Origin of the sequence: Streptomyces sp. NPDC002573, assembly GCF_042889625.1 — a bacterium.
Classification (GTDB): domain Bacteria; phylum Actinomycetota; class Actinomycetes; order Streptomycetales; family Streptomycetaceae; genus Streptomyces; species Streptomyces gibsoniae.
This window is the reverse complement of sequence record NZ_JBIARC010000010.1, coordinates 167,706-192,960: the sequence shown is the minus strand read 5'-3', so window position 1 is coordinate 192,960 and position 25,255 is coordinate 167,706. Positions and strand designations below refer to the sequence as shown.

General features: G+C 72.6%; 17 protein-coding genes and 1 pseudogene. 8 read left to right on the top strand and 10 right to left on the bottom strand.

Annotated features, from left to right (window positions below):
• The 3 genes from dnaK to ACFYX0_RS13085 form a co-directional block, all read right to left on the bottom strand.
• Positions 1 to 1,172: molecular chaperone DnaK (dnaK, locus tag ACFYX0_RS13095; protein ID WP_388969822.1), on the bottom strand; the 1,172-nt coding region annotated here is incomplete at its 3' end.
• Between the two features lie 164 nt (positions 1,173 to 1,336).
• Positions 1,337 to 1,894 (bottom strand): low molecular weight phosphatase family protein, encoded by a 558-nt coding sequence (locus ACFYX0_RS13090; protein WP_388969820.1) that lies wholly within the window; start codon positions 1,892 to 1,894, stop codon positions 1,337 to 1,339.
• A gap of 16 nt (positions 1,895 to 1,910) precedes the next feature.
• On the bottom strand, positions 1,911 to 3,377 hold the full coding sequence (locus ACFYX0_RS13085; protein WP_388969818.1) for a polysaccharide biosynthesis tyrosine autokinase: 1,467 nt from the start codon (positions 3,375 to 3,377) through the stop codon (positions 1,911 to 1,913).
• 454 nt (positions 3,378 to 3,831) lie between these two features.
• On the opposite strand from ACFYX0_RS13085, the gene ACFYX0_RS13080 reads away from it, so the two are divergent.
• The 6 genes from ACFYX0_RS13080 to ACFYX0_RS13055 all read left to right on the top strand — a co-directional run bounded on the left by ACFYX0_RS13080 (position 3,832) and on the right by ACFYX0_RS13055 (position 12,573).
• Entirely contained in the window at positions 3,832 to 4,332 is a 501-nt protein-coding gene (locus ACFYX0_RS13080) for a hypothetical protein (RefSeq protein ID WP_388969816.1), read from the top strand.
• 116 nt (positions 4,333 to 4,448) lie between these two features.
• Positions 4,449 to 6,209: a DUF4012 domain-containing protein gene (locus ACFYX0_RS13075; protein ID WP_388969814.1), complete on the top strand. Its 1,761-nt coding sequence runs from the start codon at positions 4,449 to 4,451 to the stop codon at positions 6,207 to 6,209.
• Complete coding sequence (locus ACFYX0_RS13070) at positions 6,202 to 7,089, top strand: glutaminyl-peptide cyclotransferase (protein WP_388969812.1); 888 nt, start codon at positions 6,202 to 6,204, stop codon at positions 7,087 to 7,089. The genes ACFYX0_RS13075 and ACFYX0_RS13070 overlap by 8 nt, the downstream gene beginning before the upstream one ends.
• A 173-nt stretch (positions 7,090 to 7,262) precedes the next feature.
• Positions 7,263 to 9,545, top strand: coding sequence for a (Fe-S)-binding protein (locus ACFYX0_RS13065; protein ID WP_388969810.1), 2,283 nt, complete (start codon positions 7,263 to 7,265; stop codon positions 9,543 to 9,545).
• Between the two features lie 253 nt (positions 9,546 to 9,798).
• On the top strand, positions 9,799 to 11,271 hold the full coding sequence (locus ACFYX0_RS13060; protein WP_388969808.1) for a sugar transferase: 1,473 nt from the start codon (positions 9,799 to 9,801) through the stop codon (positions 11,269 to 11,271).
• Between the two features lie 57 nt (positions 11,272 to 11,328).
• Positions 11,329 to 12,573 (top strand): hypothetical protein, encoded by a 1,245-nt coding sequence (locus ACFYX0_RS13055; RefSeq protein WP_388969806.1) that lies wholly within the window; start codon positions 11,329 to 11,331, stop codon positions 12,571 to 12,573.
• Here ACFYX0_RS13055 and asnB read toward each other — a convergent pair.
• Positions 12,549 to 14,456, bottom strand: a complete 1,908-nt coding sequence (gene asnB, locus ACFYX0_RS13050; RefSeq protein ID WP_388969804.1) for an asparagine synthase (glutamine-hydrolyzing) — start codon at positions 14,454 to 14,456, stop codon at positions 12,549 to 12,551. The two genes, ACFYX0_RS13055 and asnB, sit on opposite strands and share 25 nt — an antisense overlap.
• Positions 14,456 to 16,726: a bi-domain-containing oxidoreductase gene (locus ACFYX0_RS13045; protein ID WP_388969802.1), complete on the bottom strand. Its 2,271-nt coding sequence runs from the start codon at positions 16,724 to 16,726 to the stop codon at positions 14,456 to 14,458. The genes asnB and ACFYX0_RS13045 overlap by 1 nt, the downstream gene beginning before the upstream one ends.
• 62 nt (positions 16,727 to 16,788) lie before the next feature.
• Between ACFYX0_RS13045 and wecB the strand changes: the two are divergent.
• Positions 16,789 to 18,096: pseudogene (gene wecB, locus ACFYX0_RS13040) on the top strand (non-hydrolyzing UDP-N-acetylglucosamine 2-epimerase); the annotation flags it as partial.
• Positions 18,097 to 18,234: 138 nt separating this feature from the next.
• Here wecB and wecC read toward each other — a convergent pair.
• A complete protein-coding gene (gene wecC / locus ACFYX0_RS13035; RefSeq protein WP_388969800.1) occupies positions 18,235 to 19,476 on the bottom strand; it encodes a UDP-N-acetyl-D-mannosamine dehydrogenase in 1,242 nt (413 codons plus the stop codon).
• Positions 19,477 to 19,729: 253 nt separating this feature from the next.
• Between wecC and ACFYX0_RS13030 the strand changes: the two genes are divergently transcribed.
• On the top strand, positions 19,730 to 20,503 hold the full coding sequence (locus ACFYX0_RS13030) for a glycosyltransferase (RefSeq protein ID WP_388969798.1): 774 nt from the start codon (positions 19,730 to 19,732) through the stop codon (positions 20,501 to 20,503).
• Positions 20,504 to 20,524: 21 nt separating this feature from the next.
• On the opposite strand, the gene ACFYX0_RS13025 is transcribed toward ACFYX0_RS13030, so the two are convergent.
• The 4 genes from ACFYX0_RS13025 to gmd are packed head-to-tail and all read right to left on the bottom strand — an operon-like array spanning position 20,525 to position 25,144.
• Positions 20,525 to 21,484, bottom strand: a complete 960-nt coding sequence (locus ACFYX0_RS13025; protein ID WP_388969796.1) for a GDP-L-fucose synthase family protein — start codon at positions 21,482 to 21,484, stop codon at positions 20,525 to 20,527.
• Positions 21,481 to 22,644: a DegT/DnrJ/EryC1/StrS family aminotransferase gene (locus ACFYX0_RS13020; protein WP_388969794.1), complete on the bottom strand. Its 1,164-nt coding sequence runs from the start codon at positions 22,642 to 22,644 to the stop codon at positions 21,481 to 21,483. The genes ACFYX0_RS13025 and ACFYX0_RS13020 overlap by 4 nt, the downstream gene beginning before the upstream one ends.
• Positions 22,641 to 24,086, bottom strand: a complete 1,446-nt coding sequence (locus ACFYX0_RS13015) for a lipopolysaccharide biosynthesis protein (protein ID WP_388969792.1) — start codon at positions 24,084 to 24,086, stop codon at positions 22,641 to 22,643. The genes ACFYX0_RS13020 and ACFYX0_RS13015 overlap by 4 nt, the downstream gene beginning before the upstream one ends.
• Positions 24,087 to 24,097: 11 nt before the next feature.
• Positions 24,098 to 25,144: a GDP-mannose 4,6-dehydratase gene (gmd, locus tag ACFYX0_RS13010; RefSeq protein ID WP_388969790.1), complete on the bottom strand. Its 1,047-nt coding sequence runs from the start codon at positions 25,142 to 25,144 to the stop codon at positions 24,098 to 24,100.
• Between the last annotated feature and the right edge of the window lie 111 nt (positions 25,145 to 25,255).

Genomic DNA, 25,255 nt, shown 5'->3' with positions numbered 1-25,255 from the left:
GTCGGGATCGTGGTGTTGCGCTCGATCAGCTTGGTCATGATGCCGCCCTTGGTCTCGATACCGAGGGACAGCGGGGTCACGTCGAGGAGCAGGACGTCCTTGACCTCACCCTTGAGGACACCGGCCTGGAGCGAGGCGCCGATGGCGACGACCTCGTCCGGGTTCACGCCCTTGTTGGCCTCCTTGCCGCCGGTCAGTTCCTTGACCAGTTCGGCGACGGCGGGCATACGGGTCGAGCCACCCACGAGGACGACGTGGTCGATCTCGTTGATGGAGATGCCGGCGTCCTTGATGACGTTGTGGAACGGCGTCTTGCAGCGCTCCAGCAGGTCGGCCGTCAGCTGCTGGAACTGAGCCCGGGTGAGCTTCTCGTCCAGGTGCAGCGGGCCCTCGGCGGACGCGGTGATGTACGGCAGGTTGATCGAGGTCTCGGTGGACGAGGACAGCTCGATCTTGGCCTTCTCGGCGGCCTCACGGAGGCGCTGGAGGGCCATCTTGTCCTTGCCGAGGTCGACGCCGTGGCCGGCGGCGAACTGCTTGACCAGGTAGTCGACGACGCGCTGGTCCCAGTCGTCACCACCGAGGTGGTTGTCGCCGTTGGTGGCCTTCACCTCGACGACGCCGTCGCCGATCTCCAGCAGGGACACGTCGAAGGTGCCGCCACCGAGGTCGAAGACGAGGATCGTCTGGTCGTCCTTGTCGAGGCCGTAGGCCAGCGCGGCCGCGGTCGGCTCGTTGACGATGCGCAGGACGTTCAGGCCCGCGATCTCGCCGGCCTCCTTGGTGGCCTGACGCTCGGAGTCGTTGAAGTACGCCGGGACGGTGATGACCGCGTCGGTCACCTTCTCGCCCAGGTACGCCTCGGCATCCCGCTTCAGCTTCTGCAGGATGAACGCGGAGATCTGCTGCGGGTTGAAGTCCTTCCCGTCGAGCGCGATCTTCCAGTCGGTGCCCATGTGACGCTTCACGGACCGGATGGTCCGGTCGACGTTGGTGACCGCCTGACGCTTGGCCACCTCACCGACCAGCACCTCGCCGTTCTTGGCGAAGGCGACGACGGACGGCGTGGTCCTGGCACCCTCGGCGTTGGTGATGACGGTGGGCTCGCCGCCCTCCAGAACGCTGACGACGGAGTTAGTCGTGCCCAGGTCGATGCCGACCGCACGTGCCATTTCGATTCCTCCAGTGACTTGAGTGGAACAGGCTCAAGGATGCACGAGGGATCGCACGGCGTCAACAGACCTGAGTCTGACCGACTCAACTTTCGTCCGGCACCGTGTGGCAATCACGGGAAAACCCCAGGTCAGAGCAGGTTCGGCAAGCGGTCGGACGGTGCTCAGGCGTCCACTCCGGCACGTTCCAGCAGCCGGGCGAGACGGCTCACCTGCCCGTCGATCTCCCGGGCACACCCCTGCAACTCATGGTGCGGCCTGCCCCAAGGGTCCGCGATGTCGTCCTCGTACGGCTCGACCGGCGCGACGCGGCCCCGGCGCGCGGCCACGGCCGCCACCACGCCGTCGATCCGGCCGCCGCCCGGCGCCGCCGCGGCCCCGGCCGCCAGCCGGACGAACTCCTTCAGGGTGAAGCAGCGCCGCAGCGCGACCGGCGCCAGCCGCACGGCCGCCTCCCGGTGCTCCCGGGCCAGCCCGAGGACCAGCGCCGCGTCCGCGACCAGCTCCGCGGTGAGCGGCCGCGCCTCGAAGGACGCGCCGTCACCGCCCAGTTCCTCCAGCAGGGCCCGGGTGGAACGCTCCATGCCGGGCCGGGACCACGCCTGAGTACCCGCGCTCTCGGGCCGTAGAGGCGAGTCGGGCCGCAGTCGCGCGGCCAGCAGCCGCTCGGCCAGCGCCGAGCGGTGCACGTTGCCCGTACAGACGAACAGAACCCGGGTCATGCTCCGCCGTCCCGCATCACGATCCGCCCACGCCACGCGCCGCCGGGGGCGCGCCGGCCCCGCCCCGGGGGGTCGAGGCGCGGGGAGCGGGCAGCTCGCCGTACCGCCCGTAGTCGCTGTATCGGTCGCCCTTCGGGGCCGGGGCCATGTTGAAGACGGTGCCGAGGGCGCGGACGCCCACCCGCTCCAGCGACTCGGCGGCGAGGCGGATCTGGTCCCGGCTCGTCCGCGCCGCGCGGACGACGAGCAGCGCGCCCTGGGTGAGCGAGGCGAGTCCGACGGTGTCGGCGACCGGCAGCAGCGGAGCCGTGTCCACGATCACGACCTCATAGCTGTCCGCGAGCTCGCGCAGCACCTCCCTCATGCGGGCCGAGGCGAGCAGCTCGGTCGGGTTCGGCGGTACGGCGCCGCTGGTGAGCACCGCGAGCCGGCCGCCGCCCTCCTGGATCACGTCCTCGATCCGGGCCTGCCCGATGAGGACCGTGGTCAGACCGGCGTCCTGGACCAGGCCGAAGGTCGAGGCCACGCAGGGACGGCGCAGGTCGGCGTCGACGAGGCAGGCGGAGACACCCGCCTCGGCGAGCGAGAGGGCGAGGTTCGCCGCGGTGTTGGTCTTGCCCTCGCCGGGCACCGAACTCGTCACCGCGATGATCCGCGGGCGGTCGTCGACCTGCGCGAACTGCAGATTGGTGCGCAGCTTGCGGAAGGCCTCGGCGCGTTTGGAGTGCGCATCGGCGCTGACCAGCGGCTGCTTGGGCGCGTTCTTGTCATAGGGGATGCTGCCGAGGCCCGGCAGCGCGGTGAACTCGCCCAGCGCCTCGCTCGTCTTGAGAGTGGTGTCGAGGTTCTCGCGCACGGCGACGAGCGCGGCCCCGAGCAGCAGACCGACCAGCGCCCCCGCGGTCAGATTGAGCACCGGGCGGGGCGAGACCGGGGCGGCCGGGGGGACGGCCTCCTGGGTGACGCCCAGCGAGACGGGGGAGCCGAGCGTCTCGCCGCGGCGCGAGGAGTCCTTCCCGTACCGCTCGGAGCCGGCCGCGCGCCGAGGCGTCTCCAGTCGCTCCACGACATCTCTGAACCGCTCGGCGACCGCGTTGGCGATGCGTGCCGCTCGCCGGGGCACGGTGTCCCGGACGGTGATGTCGATGAGCACGGTGTTGAGCGGGGCGCTGGCATTGATCCGGGACGCCAGTTCCTCGGGCGTGGTACGCAGATGCAGCTCCTTCACCACGGACGCCGTCACCTGACGGGTCGTCACGATCGCGGCGTACGACTGCACACGCGCCTGCGAGAAGCTCTGACCCTGGTTCAGCTGGGCGGTGTCGTCACCGGTGCGCGTGGCGACGAAGAGCTGGGTCCGGGCCTCGTAGACGGGAGTACTCAGCGCCGTCGCGGCGAACGCCGCCCCGATCGCGAGCACCAGGCAGACCGCGACGGTCGGCCAGCGTCTGGCAAGAGCCTTCAGGAATACATGGAGATCCAAACTGCACCCCTCATAGAACCAAGGGAGCCGCCCGAATTGAGACGTTCGGCTCCCTGTGCGCACAGCCGAAGATAGGGACTCCCGCGCACCAACCGGGGGAGGCCACGCATGTCGGCCCGGCGAACGACCCTGGCGACGCATGCCACCCCGTCACTCCATCGACACGATCGCGTGGGCCATCGAGGAAACGACCGCTCCCCCATCCGGTGACTTCTGGGCAGTACCGGGTCCGTCGCGGCCAAATGTCCCATTTATTCGATGTATCCAGGTTTTACTTATGGCCGACGCAGCAGCCGCCTGGCCCGGACCGAAGTCGAGGAGAGTGAAGAAGATGACGTCATCGCCCAGATGGCGGTGCGCACTGGCATCCGCAGCATCGGCTGCTGTGGTCGTGGTCGCACCGCTGATGGGGGCTCAGACCGCCCATGCGCAGTACCCGCCGCCGGCCCCGACCGTGACCGTCGACAGAACGACGGTGCGGGTCGGAGAGACATTGACCCACCACGGCACGGGTTTCGTCGCCCGGCACCTCGTCACGGTGCTGCTGGAGTCGCGCCCGATCGTCCTCGGCCACATCATGGTCCACGACGACGGGACGGAGGACGGCACCGTGACCATCCCGCGGAGGGTCCACCCCGGCTGGCACACCCTCCGGCTCGTCGAGCGCCGCGACCGTCGCAGCGCCTCCGTCCGCATCCGGGTGCTGCCCGCGCTCGGCCGGCCCGGTGGACCCGGCCGGCCCGGCGACGGCGACGACCGTCCCGGCGGCGGACACGGCCACAGCCACTACGGCAGCTTCACCGGCCGCCACAGCGCTCCAGGGCGCTCCGAGCACCGCCCGGGCCTCGCGGCCACCGGCAGCGAGAAGGCCCTGGCCGTCGGCGGCGCCGCGGCGGCCCTGATCGCGGCCGGCGGCGGCACGATGCTGGCCGTACGCCGTCGCCGCAGTTCATGACGGAGCAGGACCCCTGTAACCCGGTACCACGGCGTCCCGGCCCCCGCCGGGACGCCGTCCGCGTCCGTGCGCCCGGGGACGGCCCCGACGGCAAGGGGGCCCGGGTCCGCCGGCGCGTGCTCAGGACCGCCCTGCTGACCGTCGTCGCGCTCCCGGTGGCCGCCGTCGGCTGGATCGGTGTCACCGGAGTGTTCGCCCGCTCCGAGCTGGTCGCAGCCCAGCGGGACCTGGACGCGCTGCGGCAGTCGGCGACGTCCGCGCAGGCGTCCGGCTCCGCCCGGGAGCGGCTGGCGGCGGTGCGTTCCGCGGCCGTGCACGCCGCCCGGGCGCATCGCCTGACCAGCGGCCCTGCCTGGTACGCGGCGGCCCTGCTGCCGGTGGCCGGGGAGCCGGTCCGCACCGTGCGCGGAGCCGCCTACGCGGCGGACCGGCTGGCCGGCGAGGTGCTGACCCCGCTCGCGGCCACCCTTCCGGCGGCCGCCCCGGACGGCCACGGCGGCGGGATGGCGGAGGCGCTGATGGCGTTGCGGCAGCATGCACCGCAGCTCGCCTCGGCCGCGCACGTCACGGCCGAGGTACGGGCCGATGTGCACCGGCTGCCCGGGACCACCTGGCTGCCCGCCGCCGACCGGGCCCGGGCCGGGCTCGCCCGGCAGCTGGACCGTCTCGCGCCCGTGATGACCGACGTGTCCGTGGCGGCCCGGGTCCTGCCACCCATGCTCGGGGTGCAGGGGGAACGGCGCTATTTCCTCGCCTTCCAGAACATCGCCGAGGCACGCGGCACCGGAGGTGTGCCCGGCGCCTTCGCCGTGCTGCGGGCCGACCGGGGCCGGCTGTCCTTCGAACGGTTCGGCAACAACACCGAGATGGCCACGGCCAAGGCGGACCTCGACCTCGGGCCCGAGTTCACGGCCCGTTACGAGGGCGACGCGCCCACCCAGGTGTGGGCCAACTCCAACATGAGCCCGCACTTCCCCTACGCCGCCCGCATCTGGGCGGCGGCGTGGCGGCAGCACACCGGGGAGCGGGTGGACGGTGCGATCGCCGTCGACGCTGTCGCCCTGAGCCGTTTCCTCCAGGTCACCGGGCCCGCCCGGACAGCCGACGGTACCGAGCTGACCGCCGGCAACGTCGTCGACCTCACCGAGCGGACCAGCTACGCGCGCTACAACGACCTCACCCGGCGCAAGGCGTTCTTCGTGGAGGCGGCCCGTGCCGCCGCCGGGCGGCTGATGTCCGCGGCCGACGACGTCCGGACGCTGCCGGGGCTGCTGCTCGCCGCGCACGACGCCCAGCGGGACGGACGGCTGAAGGTGTGGAGCGCCCACGCAGAGGAGCAGCAGCTCCTCGAGTCCCGCCCGTACGCCGGCACGCTCCCGGACACCCCGGGCCCCTTCGCGGGCCTGGTGGTGAACAACGCGGCGGGCTCCAAGCTGGACTACTACCTCGACCGGAGCCTGGCGTGGAAGGCGGAGGGGGACGGCTGCTCGACCGGCGACCGCCCGGTCACCGCCACCGTGACCCTGGCCAACCGGGCCCCGGCATCCGGCCTGCCCTCCTATGTCACGCTGCGGGAGGACCGCCCGCCCTACCGCACCCGGCCGGGCGACAACCGCCTGCTGGTCTCGTACTACGCGGGCGTCGGCGCCACCCTCACCGGTGCCGAACTGGACGGCCGCCCGGCGATGCTCTCGTCCGGCGTCGAACGCAGCCACTCGGTGTTCACCCTGGACCTGGAGCTGCCCGCCCGCTCCCGGCGCACCCTGGTCCTGCATCTGCTGGAACCCCACGCCGTCCGCACCCCCACGCTGCTGCGCCAGCCCCTGGTGACCCCGCTGCGGACGGCGCTGAAGCCGGGCGGTGCCTGCCATGCGTGACCGTACGAGACCGGTGCTGTCCGGAACGGCCCTGCTGGCCGGGGCGCTGCTGTTGGTGTCGTGTGCCGCGGGGGGCCGGGCCCCCGGCCACGCTCCGGCGCCCGCGGGGGACCGAATCTCCCGCCACTCCCCGGCCCCCGCCGCGGGCGCCCCCGCAGCGCACCGGGCCGCCGCGCGGCTGCGGGTCAAGGTGCTGCAGACCCTTCCGCACAACCCGGCCGCCTTCACCGAGGGCCTCGAACTGGCCGGCCGCACGCTCTACGAGGGCACCGGCATCTCCGGCGACTCCTGGGTGCAGGCCGGGCCCCCGGGCCGGAAGCCCACGGTGCGCGCGTCCCTGCGCGAGCCGCTGTTCGGCGAGGGGATCACCGTGCTCGGCCGCACCCTGTGGCAGCTCACCTGGCGGGACCGGATCGCCGTCGAGCGCGACGCCACCACCCTGAAGGAGCTGCGCCGCGTCCGGTACCCGGACGAGGGCTGGGGGATCTGCTTCCAGAAGGACCGGCACCGGCTGGTGACGAGCGACGGCTCGACCCGGCTGACGTTCCGCGACCCGCGTACGCTCGCGGCCACGGGCCGGGTCACGGTCACCGAGAACGGCGCTCCGCTGTCCCGGCTCAACGAGCTGGAGTGCGTCGGCACCGCCGTGTACGCCAATGTGTACGCCACCGACCGGATCGTGCGGATCGACCCGGCCACCGGCGCGGTGACCGCGGACATCGACGCCTCGGGGCTGGTGCGGGCGGACCGGCTCGCCCCCGGAGCCGTGCTCAACGGCGTCGCGGCCGTCCCCGGAACGGACCAGTTCCTCATCACCGGGAAGTACTGGCCCACAATGTTCCGTGTGACGTTCGCGCCGGTCGGCGGCACGGGCCGCTGAGAACGGGCGGCCGGGCCACAGCGACGCAGATCACCGCCGGCGCCACTACAGTGCGGCGGCATAAGTGGGTAGTCTCAGACGGACTGCATAAGTTACCGCTTAGTAATCGCACCTTCGGAGTACACAGGACGTACATCGGAGGAAACCCCCTCGCAGGCCCGAGGAGCCCCCAAATGCAACTCGCCGCGATCATCGTGTCGCTGGTTCTGATCGTGGTCGGCGTGGCCCTGTTCGCCCGCGCCCTCCTGCAGATCTACAACTTCATGCGGCTCGGCCAGAACGTGCCCGCGGGCACCCGCACCGACGAGCCCGTCCAGCGCACCGTCACCGTGGTCAGGGAGTTCCTCGGCCACACCCGGATGAACCGCTGGGGCATCGTCGGCGTCGCGCACTGGTTCGTGGCGGTGGGCTTCTTCTCGCTGTTGCTGACGATCGTCAACGCCATCGGCCAGCTCTTCCAGGCCGACTGGATCCTGCCGATCATCGGCGACTGGGCGCCGTACAACGTCTTCGTCGAGTTCATCGGCACGATGACGGTGCTCGGCATCGCCGTCCTGATCGTGATCCGTCAGCTGAGCAAGCCGAACAAGCCGGGACGCAAGTCCCGCTTCGCCGGCTCCAACTTCGGCCAGGCGTACTTCGTCGAGGCCGTCATCCTCATCGTCGGCGTCTGCATCTTCATGCTGCACGCGCTGGAGGGCGCCCAGCACCACGTCGACGGCTACGAGGCCTCGTTCTTCATCTCGTACCCCGTGGTTTCGTGGCTGAAGGGCATGGACGTCTCCACGCTCCAGAACCTCACCTACTTCTTCGCGGGCCTGAAGATCGCGACCTCCTTCATCTGGATGATCACGGTCGCCCTGAAGACCGACATGGGTGTGGCCTGGCACCGCTTCCTGGCGTTCCCGAACATCTGGTTCAAGCGCAACGCCGACGGCGGGACCTCCCTGGGCGCCCTGCTCCCGATGACCTCCGGCGGCAAGCCGATCAACTTCGAGGACCCCGGCGAGGACGACGTCTTCGGCGTCTCCCAGGTCGAGCAGTTCTCCTGGAAGGGCCTGCTGGACTTCTCCACCTGCACCGAGTGCGGCCGCTGCCAGTCGCAGTGCCCGGCCTGGAACACCGGCAAGCCGCTCTCCCCGAAGCTGCTGATCATGTCCCTGCGCGACCACGCGCACGCCAAGGCCCCCTATCTGCTGGCCGGCGGTGGCAAGACCATGGAGGGCGAGGAGAAGGCCTCCGCCGAGCAGCTCAAGGACGTGCCCGCCGCCGCTCTCGCCGAGGCCGAGCGGCCGCTGATCGGCACGGTCGAGGAGAACGGCGTCATCGACCCGGACGTCCTGTGGTCCTGCACCACCTGCGGCGCCTGCGTCGAGCAGTGCCCGGTCGACATCGAGCACGTCGACCACATCGTCGACATGCGCCGCTACCAGGTGATGATCGAGTCCGCGTTCCCGTCCGAGGCGGGCACGATGCTCAAGAACCTGGAGAAGAAGGGCAACCCCTGGGGCCTGGCCAAGAAGCAGCGGCTGGAGTGGACCAAGGAGGTCGACTTCGAGGTCCCGGTCGTCGGCAAGGACATCGAGGACCTCACCGAGGTCGAGTACCTGTACTGGGTCGGCTGCGCCGGCGCCCTGGAGGACCGCGCCAAGAAGACCACGAAGGCCTTCGCCGAGCTGCTGCACATCGCGGGCGTCAAGTTCGCGATCATGGGCGGCGACGAGAAGTGCACCGGTGACTCCGCCCGCCGCCTGGGCAACGAGCCCCTGTTCCAGGAGCTCGGCATGGAGAACGTCATGGCCCTGAACACGGCGTTCGGCGAGGAGCTGGACGACGAGGGCAAGGTCACCGCGGAGTCGAAGAAGCCGAGGTCGGCGAAGAAGATCGTCGCGACCTGCCCGCACTGCCTCAACACCATCGGCAACGAGTACCCGCAGCTCGGCGGCGACTACGAGGTCATCCACCACACCCAGCTGCTCCAGCACCTGGTCGACGAGGGCAAGCTGGTCCCGGTCACCCCGGTCGAGGGCATCATCACCTACCACGACCCGTGCTACCTGGGCCGCCACAACAAGATCTACACGCCCCCGCGCGAGATCATCGGCAAGGTCCCGGGTCTGCGCAACGAGGAGATGCACCGCCACAAGGAGCGCGGCTTCTGCTGCGGCGCCGGTGGTGCCCGGATGTGGATGGAGGAGCGGATCGGCAAGCGCATCAACAACGAGCGCGTCGACGAGGCCCTCTCCCTCAACCCCGACATCGTCTCCACGGCGTGCCCGTTCTGCCTCGTCATGCTGACCGACTCGGTCAACGGCAAGAAGAACGAGGGCAAGGCCAAGGAGTCCGTCCAGGTCGTGGACGTGGCCCAGCTGCTGCTCGACTCCGTCAGGACGCCGGTCGACCCGGCGGGCGAGGCGGAGACGGAGAACGCGCCGGAGCCGGAGCCCGTGAAGTAGCCCGTCCGCCCACCGTCACGAGGGGCCGGGGTCGCCAGCCGGGCGACCCCGGCCCCTCGTGCGTGCGCCGGCCGCCGCCACAGCGCACTCGCCCGTGTCCCCGGTGCCCCGGACCTGCGCTCCGAAGCTCTGCTCATCGGGTGAGACTTCCCCGTCGCCCGCGTCGCGGCCCGTTCCCCCACTGACAGCCGTACAGACTCGATTCGTCCTTTCCGATCCTCCTGGAGGGCGCATGTGGCTGTTCGGGGAGACAATGCCCCACGCACCGACGACGAGACCCGCACGAACGCAGGTCATCCGAGAACAGCCACCCGCCGGGCGCCGCACCGGCAAGCCCGCCTGGTACGCGCCCGCGGCCGTCCTCGGCGACGCTGTCGCCGCGGGAGCGCCGGTCTGGGCGGCCTTCGCCCCGGCCGACGGCAGGAACGCGACGGCGTACGCCATCGTGGCCGCCCTGGCCTGGCTGCTCGTACGGGCCGCACGCGACCGCTACGCGCGGCGCCGGCTCGGCGAGCGCGACAACGTCGGCCCCGCGCTGCAGGACTGGCCGGTGCTGGTCGGACTGCTCGCGGTGGTCCGGGCGGCGACGGGCGAGGAGTCCCCCTTCCTCCTCGCCCTGGCCGCCCTCGTCCCGTGTGCCCCGGCGAGTGCCGCCGTGCACACACTGATCCACCGTCATCTGCTCGTCCGGCGCCGCACCGGCCAGGCCGTCCGCCGGGCCCTGGTGATCGGCGAGGCGGTGGCCGTCGACGGTCTGGTGAGCCATCTCGCCCGACGCACCGACCACGAGCTCGTCGTCGTCGGGGTGTGCCCCATCGGCGACGAGGACCCGCACGACCTGGCCCCGGTCGCCGCCCGCCTGGACAGACAGACACCGCCGCGCATGTCGGCCGACTCCGCGCCGGTGCTGGAGGCGGCCCGGCGGCTCGACGTGGACGTGGTGGTCGTCGTGCCGGGACCGCATCTGAGCGGAGTCCGGCTGCGGCGGCTGTCCTGGGCCCTGCACGGCGCCCAGTGCCCGCTCGTGGTCGTACCGGGCCTGACCGACGTGGCCGGACGCCGGGTCGGGGTCTCCTCCGTGGCCGGACTCACCCTGCTGAACGTGGCCCCGCCGGCGCGCCGGGGGCCGCGCGCGCTGCTGAAGGCGGTGACGGACCGCCTCGGCGCGGCACTGCTGATCGCGCTGCTCTCCCCGCTGTTCGCGGCGGTGGCCCTCGCCGTACGGCTCGACTCGCCGGGCCCCGTCGTGCACCGGCAGACCCGCGTCGGCCGCGACCGGGTGCCCTTCACCATGGCCAAGTTCCGCACCATGGTCGCCGACGCCGAGCGGCTCCGGCCCCAGATGGCCGGAACCAACGAGAACGACGGCCGCATGTTCAAGATGCGCCGCGACCCCCGGGTCACCCGAGTCGGCCGGGTGCTGCGCCGCTACTCCCTGGACGAGCTGCCCCAGCTGTTCAACGTCCTGCGCGGGGACATGTCCCTGGTCGGCCCCAGACCGCCGCTGCCCGACGAGGTCGCCGGCTACGACGAGGTGGAACTGCGCCGACTGGCCGTCAAACCCGGGCTCACCGGCCTGTGGCAGGTCAGCGGCCGCTCCGATCTGTCCTGGGACGAGACCGTCGCCCTGGACCTCCGGTACGTGGACAACTGGTCCCTGTCCCTGGACGCCGGGGTGCTCGTCCGGACGGTGCGCGCCGTGCTGGCGGGCACCGGCGCCTACTGAGCCGCGACAGCGGCCCACGACACCCGCACAGCACCGGCGATCTTCCCGGGAGGGCTCATGCCGCCGACCACCGCCTCCGCCGACTCCCCGCGACGGGGGCTGCCCGCCGCACCCGCCGGTCTCCGGACGCCGTACGACAGCACGGAGGTCCGCACCCTCGCGGAGCGGCTGTTCGCCTGGGCCGACGGCCGGGACTGGGCGGGCCCCGACCCGTACGACGGGCTGACCGGGCCGCTGGGGCGGGCGGCCGTGCACCGCGTGCTCCGGCAGGGCCTGCTGCAGACCGTCAAACGCAGCCCGTTCGACCTGCGCCCCCTCCTCGGCATCCGTCCCCTGCGCACCGCGACGGCCACCGGCACCGCCGCGAGCGCCTGCGCCCGGCTCGCCGCCTCCCCCGCCTGGCACGAGCGCGCCCTGCGGCTGGGCCGGCGGACGGCGGCCGAGCAGCTGTCCGGGCGCCACGCCGGGCTGTGGCGCTACGAGTTCGATGTGCAGACCCGCTGGGCCCACTACCCCGCCTCCGTCCCCAACCTGGTCGCCACCACCTTCTGCGCGGACGGCTGCCTGGACACCGGGACGCTCGACGGCCCGGCCGTGCTCGCCCTCGCCCACGCGCTGCTGGAGCACCTGCACAACGGCGAGTTCTTCACCTACACCCCCGCCAGCGGCGTCCTGGTCCACAACGCCAACCTGATGGGCGCCGCGCTCGCCGCCCGGCTGTCGCGCGCCGGCAGTCTGCCGGACGGCCTGGCGGACCGGCTGGCCGCCGCCGCCTGCGACGCGGTCGAGGTGAGCCTCGCCGGTCAGCGCGCCGACGGCTCCTGGCCGTACGGCGACCGCCCGAACCTGGACTGGGTGGACGGCTTCCACACCGGATATGTGCTGCTGCGCCTGCACCAGGCGAGCACCCGGCTCGGCATGGACGTCACGGCCCCTCTCGAACGAGGGGCCCGCCACTATCTGCGGGACCTCTTCGACGGGCCCCTGCCCCGCTACTTCGCGGACGGCCGGCCCCGCCGCGACCCGAACAACGACGCGACGGCGGTACGGATGGCGGCCTGGGCGGCCCAAAGGGGCCTCGCCACCCCCGAGTTCGCGTGCGCCGTGCTGGCGGCCGTCGTGGACCGCTACCCCGCCCTCGGCCGGCCAGCCGGACACTCCCGGGGGAACCGGGCCCTGTGGGAGTCGCCCCGCTGGAGCGCCGCGCCCCTGCTGGACGCGCTGACCGCCCTGCACGGCGTCCTGCGGGACGGACCGCAGCCGACCGCGCCCGGGGGTCAGCCGACGGCGGCCGCCTCGTAGCCCGACAGGACGTCCGCGGCCCGTCCCGCGCCCGCCACCGCGTTCCGCTCCCACCACACGGCCGCGCACAGCAGACCGAACACCGCCAGCCCCCGGTCGCGGTGGCCCTGGACGTGCTGCGCGACGAGCCGGTCCGCGGTCCGCCGGTCGAAGACGTCGTCGAACAGCGAGGAGCGCCGCACCTCCCGCCACAGCCGGGTCCCGTGCTCCCGCAGCAGCGACCGCACCGGCGCCCCGAACCCCGTCTTGGGGCGCCGGGCGACGAACTGCGGCACCCCGGACGCCACCGCCGCCGCGCGGAAGCGCGCCTTGCCGTCGCCCAGCCGCAACTGGTCCTCGGCGACGGCTCCGAATGCGGCGGCCACCACCGGCTCGCCCAGGAAGGGCACCCGCAGCTCCACGCTCGCCCGCATCGACGCCCGGTCCGCGTACAGCAGGTTCAGCCCCGGCAGGAACAGCCGCCGGTCGCACTCCGCCAGCGCGGCGAGCGGGGTGCCGCCCGCCTCCAGGACGCCGCCCGCCACCTCGCGGTGCCGTTCGGTGACCGCGTCGAGGCCGACGTGCGGGGACAGCGCCGCCCACTCCCGTCCGGAGTAGTACGCCTGCGTCGCCCAGGACCAGTCGCGAGCGCCCAGCTGGAGCAGCCGCCCGAACTTGTCCGCGCGGCCCTGGTAGCGGCGGGGCGCGCGGACCGCGCCGGTGGCGCTGAGGGCGGGGCGCGCCCACGCGGGGAAGCGCTGCAGCAGCCGGACGGCCTGGTAGCGCTCGTAGCCGAGGAACAGCTCCTCCACCCCTAGTCCCGACAGCAGCACGGTGGCCCTGCCGCGGGCGGCGTGCGAGAGCTGCATCAAGGCGACGGCGGCGGGGTCCCCGAAGGGCACCTCGGTGGTGGTGACCAGTTCCGGGATCCGGCGCAGCACATCGACGTCGAGGTCCACCCAGGTCAGCGGCAGCCCCAGCCGGCGAGCCACCCGGGCCGCGTAGGGGGCGTCGTCTTCGAACGGCTCCGCGCCGGCCGCCGGGGTGCGGGGCCGCGCGGCGAAGGAGGGCCCCGCGAAGCCGTGCCGGGCCATCTCCACACCCAGCCAGGTGCTGTCCAGGCCCCCGCTCAGCAGCAGACCCACCGTCACATCCGCGCGCAGCTGCCGGGCGACCGCGGTGCGCACCGCCGCGCCGATGTCCACGACGGGCGCGGTGGCACCCGCCCGCCAGTGCACCGACACCTCGTCATATCCGGGGGCGCGTACGGCGAGCACCGTCCCGGCCGGTACGGCACGCACCCGCTGCCAGCCGGTGCGGGGCGGCGGTGTCCACAGGAACATGGCGCCCTGGGCCACCGCGACCGGATCGGCGCCACCGGCCAGACCGGCGGCCCGCAGCGGTTCGATCTCACTGGCGAGCGCGGCCAGCCGGCCCCCCGGGTCCGAGGCCGCGTACAGGGGTTTGACGCCCAGCCGGTCGCGCCCGTAGCGGACCTCGCCGTCGGGCAGCACGAGGGCGAAGGCGAACATCCCGTCCACCTGGTCGAGCAGCCGCGAGGCGTCCGGTTGCAGCAGAAGCTCGTAGAGGACCTCGGTGTCGCCCTCGGTGGTGAACACCACCCCCCGCCCGCGCAGCAGCTGGCGCAGCCGGGGCACGTTGTAGATCTCGCCGTTGTAGACCAGCACCCCCCGCTCGGGGGAGCCGAAGGGCTGGTCGCTGCGCGGGTCGAGGTCCACCACGGCCAGCCGGCGGAAGTGCAGCTCCGCGCGCCAGTCGCCGCCGTCGAGGACCAGATGGCCTTCGGCGTCGGGCCCGCGGTGCGCGAGCGCCGCGCACGGGTCCGGGTCCGACGGCCGCCGGCGGCGCGCGGCCTGGTTCAGCAGCAGGACGAAGCCGCACATCAGGTCACCGCCGTGGCCGCGGCGGGGCCGCCGGGTTTAGGTACCCCGGCCGCGGCTCCGGGCCCGGGCACCGGGCAGCCCAGCGCCCGGGCCAGCGCGGGGGTGGCGGGATCCGTCTCCACAACGCGGTCCTCGGTGAGCGAGCGGACCGCGCGACAGGCCACCAGCGAACTCCACAGCGCCGACGGGAAGTCGGCGGCGGCCGCCGCCTCGCCCAGGGCCTCGCCCCGCACCAGCCGGACGAGGCCCCGCATCTCGGCCGCGTGTCCCTTGGGCCCGCCGCGGTAGGCCGTCGTGACCGCCCTGCCCCCCTTCCACACGGTCAGCGAGCGGAAGTCGTCGATCCTGGCCGCCACCCCGTCGCAGGCGACCTCCAGGAGCTCCTTGGGCGCGCCCGGCGGGGTCAGTCCCCCGTAGACGACACTGGCGGCCGAGCCGTCGTCGTACGTCAGCTGGAGGGTGACGCTCTGCGCGGCGGCCGCGTCCCGCCCGTCCACGCCGACGGCCCGCACCCCGACCGGCCGGCCCGGTACCAGGAAGCCCGCCGTGTCGATGAAGTGGCACACCTCGCCGAGCAGACGGCCGCCCTGCCGGGGGTCGAAGTACCAGTGGTCGGGGGGGAGCCGGCCCGCGAACACCCGGTAGACCACTTGCAGGGGAGCCCCGGTGGGGAGCGCGGCCCGCAGGTCCCGCACGGCGGGCGCGAACCGCCGGTTGAACCCGGCCATCGCCGGGGCGCCCGAGGCCAGCCAGGCGTCGGCCACGTCCTCCAGTTCCGTCTCGGTCAGGCCGAGCGGCTTCTCGCAGTACAGGGCGGCGCCGCCGCGCAGCACCCGGGCCGCGTACCGGCCGTGGCTGTCATGGCGGCTGAGCACCATCACACAGTCCGCGTCACCGGAGGCGAGACCGTTCTCGACGCTCTCGGCGACGGTACGGAATCCCCATCGCCGCCCCTGGTGCGCGGCGGACAGCCCCCGTCCGCCGGCGACCCAGGAGAAGGCGACGCCGGGCTGCCGCTTCAGCTCGGGAAACAGCGTCCTGGTGGCGAAGTTGCCGGCGCCGATCGCCGCCAGGCGCAGCGCGCCCCGGGGGACGGTCCAGGGGGCGGCGGGCGGGGCGGCGGGCGGATCCGGCAGCTCGGCCGTTCCGGCGTAGCGCAGCAGCAGGGCGACACCGCGGCCGCCGGGCGACGACGGCTTCAACGCCTCGTAGGCGTCGGCCGCTTCCTCGACGGGGAAGATCCGCGGGTTCAGCAGGGAGAGGTCCAGCGCTCCGGCCGCCGTCAGCCGCAGCACCTCGGCGAGATTGCGGCGCTCCGTCCACGGGACATAGCCCTCCGGGTAGGGGTGGCCGCCCTCCTCGAAGCGGGGGTCGTAGCGGCCGGGACCGTAGGAGCGGGCATAACGGATCGACAGTTCCTTGTGGTAGTACGACGACCGCGGCGGTACGACGCCCACGTCGCCGACCACGACCACGGTGGCCCGGTCCCGGGCGAGCTGACCGGCGAACTCCACAGGGTCGGAGCTGGCGGTGGCGGCGGTGATGAGCACCGCGTCCGCGCCGGCGCCCGCCCAGTGCCGCAGGACGGCGCCCGGCAGACCGTCCGCGCCCCGCGGGAAGGCCACGAGGCCCGCCGACTCGGCCAGCGCCACCATGGCGGGGTCGGGGTCGATGCCGACCGCGTCGTAGCCGTAGGCGCACAGCAGTTGAAGGGTGATCTGGCCGACCAGCCCGAGGCCGATGACGGCGATCCGGGACCCCGGCACCGCCTCCGCCTGGTGGATGCCCTGGAGGGCGATCGCGCCGACGGTGGCGAAGGCGGCCCACCGGCTGTCCACCCCGTCCGGCACCGGGACCACGAGGTTGCGGGGCACGGCGACGATCTCCGCGTGCGACGCGTAGCGGGCCCCGGCCGCGGCGACCCGCATCCCGGGGCGGAGGTCCTCGACGCCCTCGCCCGCCCGCAGCACCGTGCCCGCGCAGGAGTAGCCGAGCTGCACCGGGCGGTCCAGGCGCTCCCTGACGGTTCGGTAGGTCTCGGCGAGGCCGGTGCGCCGCACACTGTCGATCACCTGCGCCACCTGGTCCGGGCGCTGCCGCGCCTTGCCGATCAGGCTCTGCGCTCCGGTCGAGACCGTGGCCCGCTCCGTACCCGCGCTGATGAGCGACCACTCGTTGCGGATCACCACCGTCCCTGGGCTCGCCTCGGGGGCGGGAATGTCTCCCACCGTGATGGCACCGGTGCGCGGGGACAGGAGGACTGTTTTCATTTCCTGCCTTTACGGGAGGGAAAGCGCCCGCCTCGGGAGCGGTACGTGGGCCACCGCACTGTATGGACGGCGATGTGACGGAGCGTGGCCGTTGTCCCGCCGGGCGGACCAGACGGCCGAACATCTCCATTCGGCCGAGTGAACACGCCCCCGGCATGGCGGGCGCCGTAGCCGAACAGCGATTCGCTGGTGGCCGAAGAGAGCGCTTCCTCCGCTCCGGGACGGCACGGCCGCCCGTGCAGTGCCGCCCCGGCAGCGGTCCGGCGCCATGCGGAAGGAGGACTCCCGTGAAACGGCTCATGGTCGTCTACGGAACAAGACCAGAGGCCATCAAGATGGCCCCCGTCATCGAGGCCCTCGAGAGGTCTCCGCTCTTCGAGCCGACGGTGACGGTGACCGCCCAGCACCGCGGGCTGCTCGACCAGGTGCACGCGCTGTTCGGCATCCGCGCCGACCACGACCTCGACATCCTCACCGAGCGCCAGTCCCTCGCCGACATCACCGTGCGGGTCCTGGCGGGACTGTGCCCCGTGCTGGAGCGGGAGCGGCCGGACGCGGTGCTGGTCCAGGGCGACACCACGACCGCGTTCGCCGGGGCGCTCGCCGCCTTCTACCACCGCGTTCCCGTGGTGCACCTGGAGGCGGGGCTGCGCACCGACGACCGGTACGCGCCCTTCCCCGAGGAGATCAACCGCCGGCTCGCGACGCAGCTGGCGTCCCTGCATCTGGCGCCCACCGCCCACGCGCGGGACAACCTGCTGCGCGACGGCGTCCCCCCGTCGTCGGTCGTGGTCACCGGGAACACCGTCGTCGACGCCCTGCGCTGGGCGGTCGGACGTACGGCGCACTACGGGGACCCGGCCCTCGCCGACCTCGACGACCTCCCCCGCCGGGTGCTGCTGGTGACGGCCCATCGCCGGGAGTCGTGGGGCGGCGGCATGGAGTCCATCGGCGGTGCCCTCGCCGATCTGGCCCGCAGCGAGCCCGGACTGCTCATCGTGCTGCCGCTCCACCCCAATCCGGTGGTGCGGGCCGCGATCCTGCCGCAACTGGCGGGTCTGGAGGGCGTACGCCACACCGAGCCGCTGCCCTACGGCGCCTTCGCCCGGCTGATGAACCGCGCGCATCTCATCCTGACCGACAGCGGCGGCATCCAGGAGGAGGGGCCGGGACTGGGCAAGCCGGTACTGGTCATGCGGGACACCACGGAACGTCCCGAGGCCCTGCGCGCGGGCACCTCCCGGCTGGTGGGCACCGACCGCGAGCGCATCGTGAAGGAGGTGCGCCGGTTGCTGCACGACCGGGCGGCCTACGCGGCGATGGCCAAGGCCGTCAATCCGTACGGCGACGGGCGCGCCGCCGACCGCACCGTGCGGGCCGTCGGGCACTGGCTCGGGCTGTGCCCGCCTGCCGAGGAGTTCCGCCCTGTGCCGGGTTCCAGGGGGTTCCCGCCCGCGCCGGACTCCGCTTCGTGCGATGCCGCGGAGTGCGGCGCGGGCGGGCGGGCGTCAGCGCCAGAAGCCGCGGGTGTCGAACACCGCCTTGCCGCGCAGCGCGGTGCGCCGGACGCCGCGGAAGGCGTCGTGGTCCACGAGCAGCACCACGACGTCCGCGTCCCGCACGGCCGTGGTGACGTCGACGAGCCCGACGGTGCCCATGCGTGCCAGTGACTCCGGCAGTTCCCTGATGTGCGGTTCGGCGACGAGCAGCCGGCCGACCTGGCGCTCGGCGAGCTGAGTGACGATGTGCAGGGCAGGGCTCTCCCTCAGGTCGTCGATGTTCGCCTTGAAGGACAGGCCGAGGCAGGCGATCACGGGGTCCTTGAACCGGCCGGCCGTCCGGACGACCTCGCCCAGCACATAGTCGGGCCGCCCGTCGTTGACCTCGCGGGCCAGCCGGATCAGCCGGGACTGCCCGGGCGCGGTGCCGACGATGAACCAGGGGTCCACGGCGATGCAGTGCCCGCCCACGCCCGGCCCCGGACGCAGGATGTCGACCCGGGGGTGGCGGTTGGCCAGGGCGATGACGTCACCGGCGTCGACACCGAGGTGGTCGCAGACCATGGACAGCTCGTTGGCGAAGGCGATGTTGACGTCCCGGAAGGCGTTCTCGCTGAGCTTGGCCATCTCCGCCGTCGTCGCGTCGGTGAGCAGACACTCCCCCTTGGTGAACACGTCGTAGAGCGCCCGGGCCCGCTCGGCACAGCCCTCCCCCACCCCGCCGACGACCCGGTCGTTGGTGACGATCTCGATCATCGTGCGGCCCGGCAGCACCCGTTCCGGGCAGTGGGCGACCCGCACGTCGGGCACCTCACCCGACTCGTGCGGGAACGACAGATCGGGCCGGTGCTTGCCGAGCCACCGGGACAGCTCCACCGTCGTGCCGGGCGGCGAGGTGGACTCGAGGATCACGAGGTCGCCCGGCTTGAGCACGGGTGCCACCGAGGCCGCGGCCGCCCTCACATACGACAGGTCCGCCGTGCGGTCGTCCTGGAGCGGGGTGGGGACGGCGATGATGAAGGCGTCCGCAGGCTCGGGCACCCCCGTCGCCCGCAGCCGCCCCATGGCGACGGCGCCGCTGACGGCCACGGCCAGGTCCGGTTCGACGAAGGGGGCACGGCCGGCGTTGATGAGGCCGACGGTCGCCGGGTTCACATCGACGCCGACGACGTCGATCCCGTTCGTGGCGAGCGCGGCGGCGGTGGGGAGTCCGATATAGCCGAGACCGATCACGCACACAGTGGAGAACACCAGAAGAATTCCTTTCCGAAAATGTGCCGCTGGTGAATTGACTGAGGGTCTTCCACGGAAAACGAAAAGGCCCGGACAGCATGGCCCTGGCCCTTTCGCCTACGGGCGCAAACGCGCCGCACCTGTTCCGAACGAATCGTTTTCAGCGGGCACAGGCCGTGTCGGGCACGGGGGCCGTCCGATCCGGTGTAGCTCTACCTATGGACCGGCCGCGGCAGGCCGAGAAAAGCCGAGCAGAAAAGGCGCACAGGAGATGAATTCCCGAACCGCTCCGCGAGTCCGGCTGGTGGTGCCCACCACCGGGGAGCGCCCCGAGTACCTGGAACAGTGCCTCGCCTCCGTCGGCCGGCAGCGCGAGCCGGTGGAGGTCGTCCTCGTCGGACCCGCCCGGGCCGAGGACGGTCTGCGCGCCGCGGCCGAGCGTCACGGGTGCCGCTTCCTCGTGGAGGAGCGACGGGGGCTCAGCAACGCGGTCAACCAGGGCTGGCGGGACGCCGGGACGGAGTATCTGGCCTGGCTCGGCGACGACGACCTGCTCACCGGGGACAGCCTGACCGCGGCCCGCACCGTGCTCGACCGGGCTCCCCGGGCCGCCATGGTCTACGGACGGCTGCGGGTCATCGACGCCGACGACCGCACCCTGTACACACTGCGTCCGGGCGCCTTCGCCTCCTGGCTCTCCCGGTACGGCCAGAACTTCGTCGGCCAGCCCGGCTCCCTCTATCGCCGCAGCGCCGTGCTGCGGGCGGGCATGCTCGATCCGGAGCTGCGCTACGCCATGGACTTCGACCTGCATCTGCGGCTGCGGCGGGGCGGGGGCATGGTGTACCTGCCGCGGGTCCTCGGCTGCTTCCGGGTCCACTCCACCTCCCTCACCGTGACCTGCGCCTCCCCGGACGACGAGGGGCGCCGTGTCATGCGCCGCTATCTGAGCCCCACCGCGCTGCGCCTGGAGTCGTGCTGGTGGCCCCTGGCGCAGGGGGTCAGCAAGGCGTGGGGCGCGACGACGAGATGCGGCCTGATCTGACCGGGGAGGGGCCCCGGCCGCCTACGCCCGCACCCCGGTGCGCGCGACCTGGGCGAGATACCAGTCGTACGTGCGCCGCAGGCCCTCCTCGAAGCCGATCCGGTGGTGCCAGCCCGCCGCGTGCAGCGCGGACACGTCCAGCGCCTTCCTCGGCATGCCGTCCGGCTTGGACGCGTCGAAGACCAGCGCGCCCTCGTACCCGACGAGGCGCCGGATCCGCTCCGCCAGCTCCCGTACGGAGATGTCCTGGCCCGTTCCCACGTTGAGAAACCGCTTGGCGCGGTGGTGGATCAGCAGCCAGAGCACCGCGTCGGCCAGATCCTCGACGTGCAGGAACTCCCTGCGGCTGTCCCCGGTCCCCCAGATCACGACCTCCGGCGCCCCGGCCTCGCGGGCCTCGTGCATCCGCCGCAGCAGGGCCGGGATCACATGGGAGGTCTCCGGATCGAAGTTGTCCCCCTCACCGTAGATGTTGGTCGGCATGCAGGAGACGAAGTTCCTGCCGGACTCCTCGTGGAGGTACTCGCACAGCTTCATCCCGGCGATCTTGGCGTAGGCGTACGCCTCGTTGGTCGGCTCGGGACGGCCCGTCATGAAGTACTCCTCCCGCATCGGCTGCGGGCATCCCCGGGGGTAGATGCACGAACTGCCGAGGAAGAGGAACGTCTGCACCCCCGCGTCCCGGGCGGACCAGATCAGGTTGTTCTGGATCTGGAGGTTCTCGTAGAGGAACTCCGCGGGACGGGTCATGTTGGCCTTGATGCCGCCGACCCTGGCCGCGCAGTCCACGACGTACGCGGGCCGGTGCGCCGCCATGAAGTCCCGTACGGCCGCCTGGTCCGTGAGGTCGAGTTCGGCGCGGGTCCGCAGCAGGAGATTGTCGTACCCCGCCGCGCGCAGCCGCCGTACGACGGCGGCGCCCACCATGCCGGTGTGACCGGCCACGTAGATCCGTGCCCGCCGGTCCGTCATGTCGCTCATCCCCCCAGCAGCTCGCACAGCGTGGCCATCTCGTCCTCGGTGAGGTCGGGGTTGTTGCCGAAGTAGAAGCCGTTGGTGTGCACGAGCCGGGCCACCGGGCGATCGGCGGTGCCGGGGACATGACGGCGGTAGAACGGCTGCCGGGTGATGTCGCCGGCGATGACCGGACGGATCTCCACCCCGGCCGCCTCGAACTCGGCACGGTACTTCCCGGCCAGCTCCGGTGTGCGGCACACCACCGGCATCGCGAAGTTGGACACGAGGTCCATGTGGGACAGCTCGTACTGGTGGACGTCCGCGTTGCCCGCCATGGCCTGACGGAAGCGCGCGAAGTGGGCCGCGCGGGCCTCCACGATCTCGTCCCAGTACGGGATCTGCCGGTTGCCGATGAACCCGTTGAGCTCGGTGGGCCGGAAGTTCGACGCCAGATCGTGGAACGTGTACCTGGCGTGGAAGTCGTCCACGTCGGCGTCGGCCCGCAGCCGCGCCTGCCGCTCCGGCGGCAGATTGCGGTCCCAGCCGTGCGCCCGGGCGATCACCAGCCGCTCGTGCAGGTCCTCGTCGTCGGTGCAGACCATCCCGCCCTCGACGGTGGACAGATGGTGGCCGACGAAGAAGGAGAACGTCGAGGCGAGCGAGAAGTTGCCGAGCAGCCTGCCCGCCGTACGCGACCCGAGGGCCTCGCAGTTGTCCTCCAGCACCAGCACACCATGGTCGTCGCACATCACCCGCAGCGCGGGCAGATCGTCGCAGAACCCGAGGACGTTGGTCAGGAACAGCGCCCGCAGACCGGCGAGATGCGGCTCCACGGTGTCCGGCGACACGTTGAGCGTCTCCAGCTCGCAGTCGACCGGCACCGGTTCCAGGCCGAGCTGGATGAGCGGCATGACATTGGTCGGCCAGGTCAGGGCCGAGAAGCCGACCCGGTCGCCGCGGCGGAGCCGGCCCTCGTTCAGCAGGGCCTGGATCAGTAGCAGGTTGGCCACGCTGCCGTTGCCGACGAAGACGGCGTGCCGGCGGCCCTGCCGGGCGGCGAAGGCCTGCTCGAACGCCCGGCACTGCTCGTTCATGCTCAGCACGTCCTCGCGGAGCACGAACTCGGCCAGGGCGCGCCGGGTCTCGGCCTCGCGGTGGAAGGTGGACTTGATCAGCTTGATCACGGTGAGGACCTCTGCGGCGACACGCGGTGGTGCCCTCGCGCCGACGGCGGCGCCGTCCAGGGGCGGAAGGCTCGGAACAGGGTGGGGACGAGCACGATGAGGGCGTAGGCGGCGACCGAGCCGATGACGGGGCCCTCCGCTCCCAGACGCGCCAGGGGGATGGACACGGCGAGGTTCACCACGGCCATCAGGCTGCAGGCGACCGCCTGAAAGCGGAGCCCCGCCTCGTCCGTCGCCCACATGGTGGCCGGACAGGCGACCGCCTGCACGAACAGCAGCGCGGCGAACGCGGCCATGAGGCCGGTTCCCACCTGGATGCGCTCGTGCATCATCCAGGTGCCCGCGAGCGGCCCGAGCACGACGATCCCGGCGCCCACGACCAGGCTGCCCGCGGCGAAACACACCGTGAAGGCGGCGAGTTGCCGCCGGGGCGCGCCCGGCGAGCGTCTGCGGCGGGCGAACAGCGCCCACAGCGGCAGCCCGGCCGCGCCCAGCAGACTGCTCGCCGGCGCGAAGAACTGGGCGCCAGCCGAGTAGCCGGCCACCGCGGCCGCGTCGGCGGTGTGGCTGAGGACGAGCCGGTCGGTGGCGTAGGCGACGGCGGTGGCCGCGGTGATGACGGTCATGGGAAGGGCCAGACGCGCGATGGGCGCCCGCTCCCGCACCGCCGACGCGCGCACACTGCGCACGGTCATACCGAGCAGCGGCATCCCGAGACACCGGCCGACGAGCACCCCTCCGGCGGCGCTCACCAGGCACTGCGAGAGAAAAGCCGCCGCGACGAACGCGCCGGTGGAGGCACCCAGTCGGGCGGCGAGCAGGACGAGCGCGAGCAGCAGCACGCTGCCGGCGCCCTGGAGCAGGAACGCGACGTCGTTGCGGTTCACGGCCAGCAGCACGGATCTGCTCAGCCCGAGCGGCATGCTGCACCCGAACAGCACCGCGGCGACGGCGACCGTCAGGTCCGAGCCGGGCTGCGCCGCGTCCCCCAGCAGCGTGTCCCACATCCCGAACAGGGCCAGTGTCACGCCCAGGACGGCGATGACGGCTCCCGCGCACATCAGATTGCGCGCCGAGGTGAGGACCGCGCCGCGCACCAGGCGCCGTTCGCGCGAGGTGTCCTGGGCGACGGCCTCCGTGATGGCGGCCCCCGCGCCCAGATCCGTCAGGGGCAGCACCGCGGGCAGGGTGGTGACCAGGGCGAACTGCGCGTAGCCGGGCACCCCGGCGGCGCCGACCACGGTGTGTGCGAGGGCCAGATTGGTCACCGCGGTGACGGGGAGGGTCACGGCTCGCGCGCCGATCGACCGGACGAGGGCACCGGCGAACCGCGGCCTCGGCGCGCCGCCCGCCCCTTCGGGCGCGCGGGCCGCGGGAACCGACGCGACCCCGGGCGGCCGTCCGGCCGGACTCAGACCGCGCGGCGGGCGCGGGGCTGCCACGGCACTCCCGCCTAACGCCCGTGGACGGCCGGCACCTGGGCCGGCGCGGGGATCGTCGCCGCGAAGGACCGCTCGCCGCCCCGCAGGGCGTCGAGTTCCGCGTCGGTCATCAGCCGCGCCAGCTCCGGCGCCCGCACGGCGGGCCGCCAGCCGAGGACGCGTGCGGCCTTGGATGCGTCGCCGACGAGGTCGTCCACCTCGGCGGGGCGCAGATACCGCTCGTCGAAGCGCACATGCTCCCGCCAATCCAGGCCGACATGGGCGAAGCAGTGCTCGACGAAGTCGCGCACACTGTGGCTGCTGCCCGTGGCGACGACGTAGTCGTCGGGCTCGTCCTGTTGCAGCATCCGCCACATCGCGTCGACGTACTCGGCGGCGTAGCCCCAGTCCCGCCGCGCGTCGAGGTTGCCCAGATACAGGGTGTCCTGCAGTCCGGCCCTGATGCGGGCCGCGGCGGTGGCGATCTTGCGGGTGACGAACGTGGGCCCCCGGCGCGGCGACTCGTGGTTGAAGAGGACGCCGTTGACCGCGTGGAGGCCGTACGCCTCACGGTAGTTACGGGTGATCCAGTACGCGTAGACCTTCGCGACCCCGTACGGGGAGCGCGGGTGGAACGGGGTTCCCTCGTGCTGCGGCGGGGGCGACGCGCCGAACATCTCGGAGCTGGAGGCCTGGTAGAAGCGGCAGGGCAGGCCGGTGGTGCGGATGGCCTCCAGCAGCCGGGTGGTGCCGAGCGCCGTGGTGTCCCCGGTGAACAGGGGCTCGTCGAAGGAGACCCGCACATGCGACTGGGCGGCTAGGTGGTAGACCTCGTCGGGCTGCACGCGTTCGAGGAGACCCGCGACCCTGCTGCCGTCCGTCAGATCGCCGTAGTGCAGGAACAGCCGGGCGTCGGGATCGTGCGGATCCTGGTAAAGGTGTTCGATACGGCTGGTGGTGAACGTGGAGGCACGCCGGACGATCCCGTGCACGGTGTAACCCTTTTCCAGGAGCAGCTCGGCGAGATAGGAGCCGTCCTGGCCGGTGATTCCGGTGATGAGCGCCTTCCTGGCTGTCACTCACACTCCCTGGGGTGAGGCGGGCGATTCGGCGATTCGACGGCTGACCGTATTTTCATTTCCCTTTTCCGGACGGCCGGTTCGCACCTTCCCCCCGAGCACAGCCTAGGA

Bases quoted from the DNA above. Each gene is read 5' to 3' on its own strand.
- ACFYX0_RS13030 (WP_388969798.1), top strand. From the start codon at position 19,730: ATGAATTCCCGAACCGCTCCGCGAGTCCGGCTGGTGGTGCCCACCACC.
- ACFYX0_RS13065 (WP_388969810.1), top strand. From the start codon at position 7,263: ATGCAACTCGCCGCGATCATCGTGTCGCTGGTTCTGATCGTGGTCGGC.
- asnB (WP_388969804.1), bottom strand. From the start codon at position 14,456: ATGTGCGGCTTCGTCCTGCTGCTGAACCAGGCCGCGCGCCGCCGGCGG.
- ACFYX0_RS13055 (WP_388969806.1), top strand. From the start codon at position 11,329: ATGCCGCCGACCACCGCCTCCGCCGACTCCCCGCGACGGGGGCTGCCC.
- ACFYX0_RS13070 (WP_388969812.1), top strand. From the start codon at position 6,202: ATGCGTGACCGTACGAGACCGGTGCTGTCCGGAACGGCCCTGCTGGCC.
- ACFYX0_RS13025 (WP_388969796.1), bottom strand. From the start codon at position 21,484: ATGAGCGACATGACGGACCGGCGGGCACGGATCTACGTGGCCGGTCAC.
- ACFYX0_RS13060 (WP_388969808.1), top strand. From the start codon at position 9,799: ATGCCCCACGCACCGACGACGAGACCCGCACGAACGCAGGTCATCCGA.
- ACFYX0_RS13090 (WP_388969820.1), bottom strand. From the start codon at position 1,894: ATGACCCGGGTTCTGTTCGTCTGTACGGGCAACGTGCACCGCTCGGCG.
- ACFYX0_RS13045 (WP_388969802.1), bottom strand. From the start codon at position 16,726: ATGAAAACAGTCCTCCTGTCCCCGCGCACCGGTGCCATCACGGTGGGA.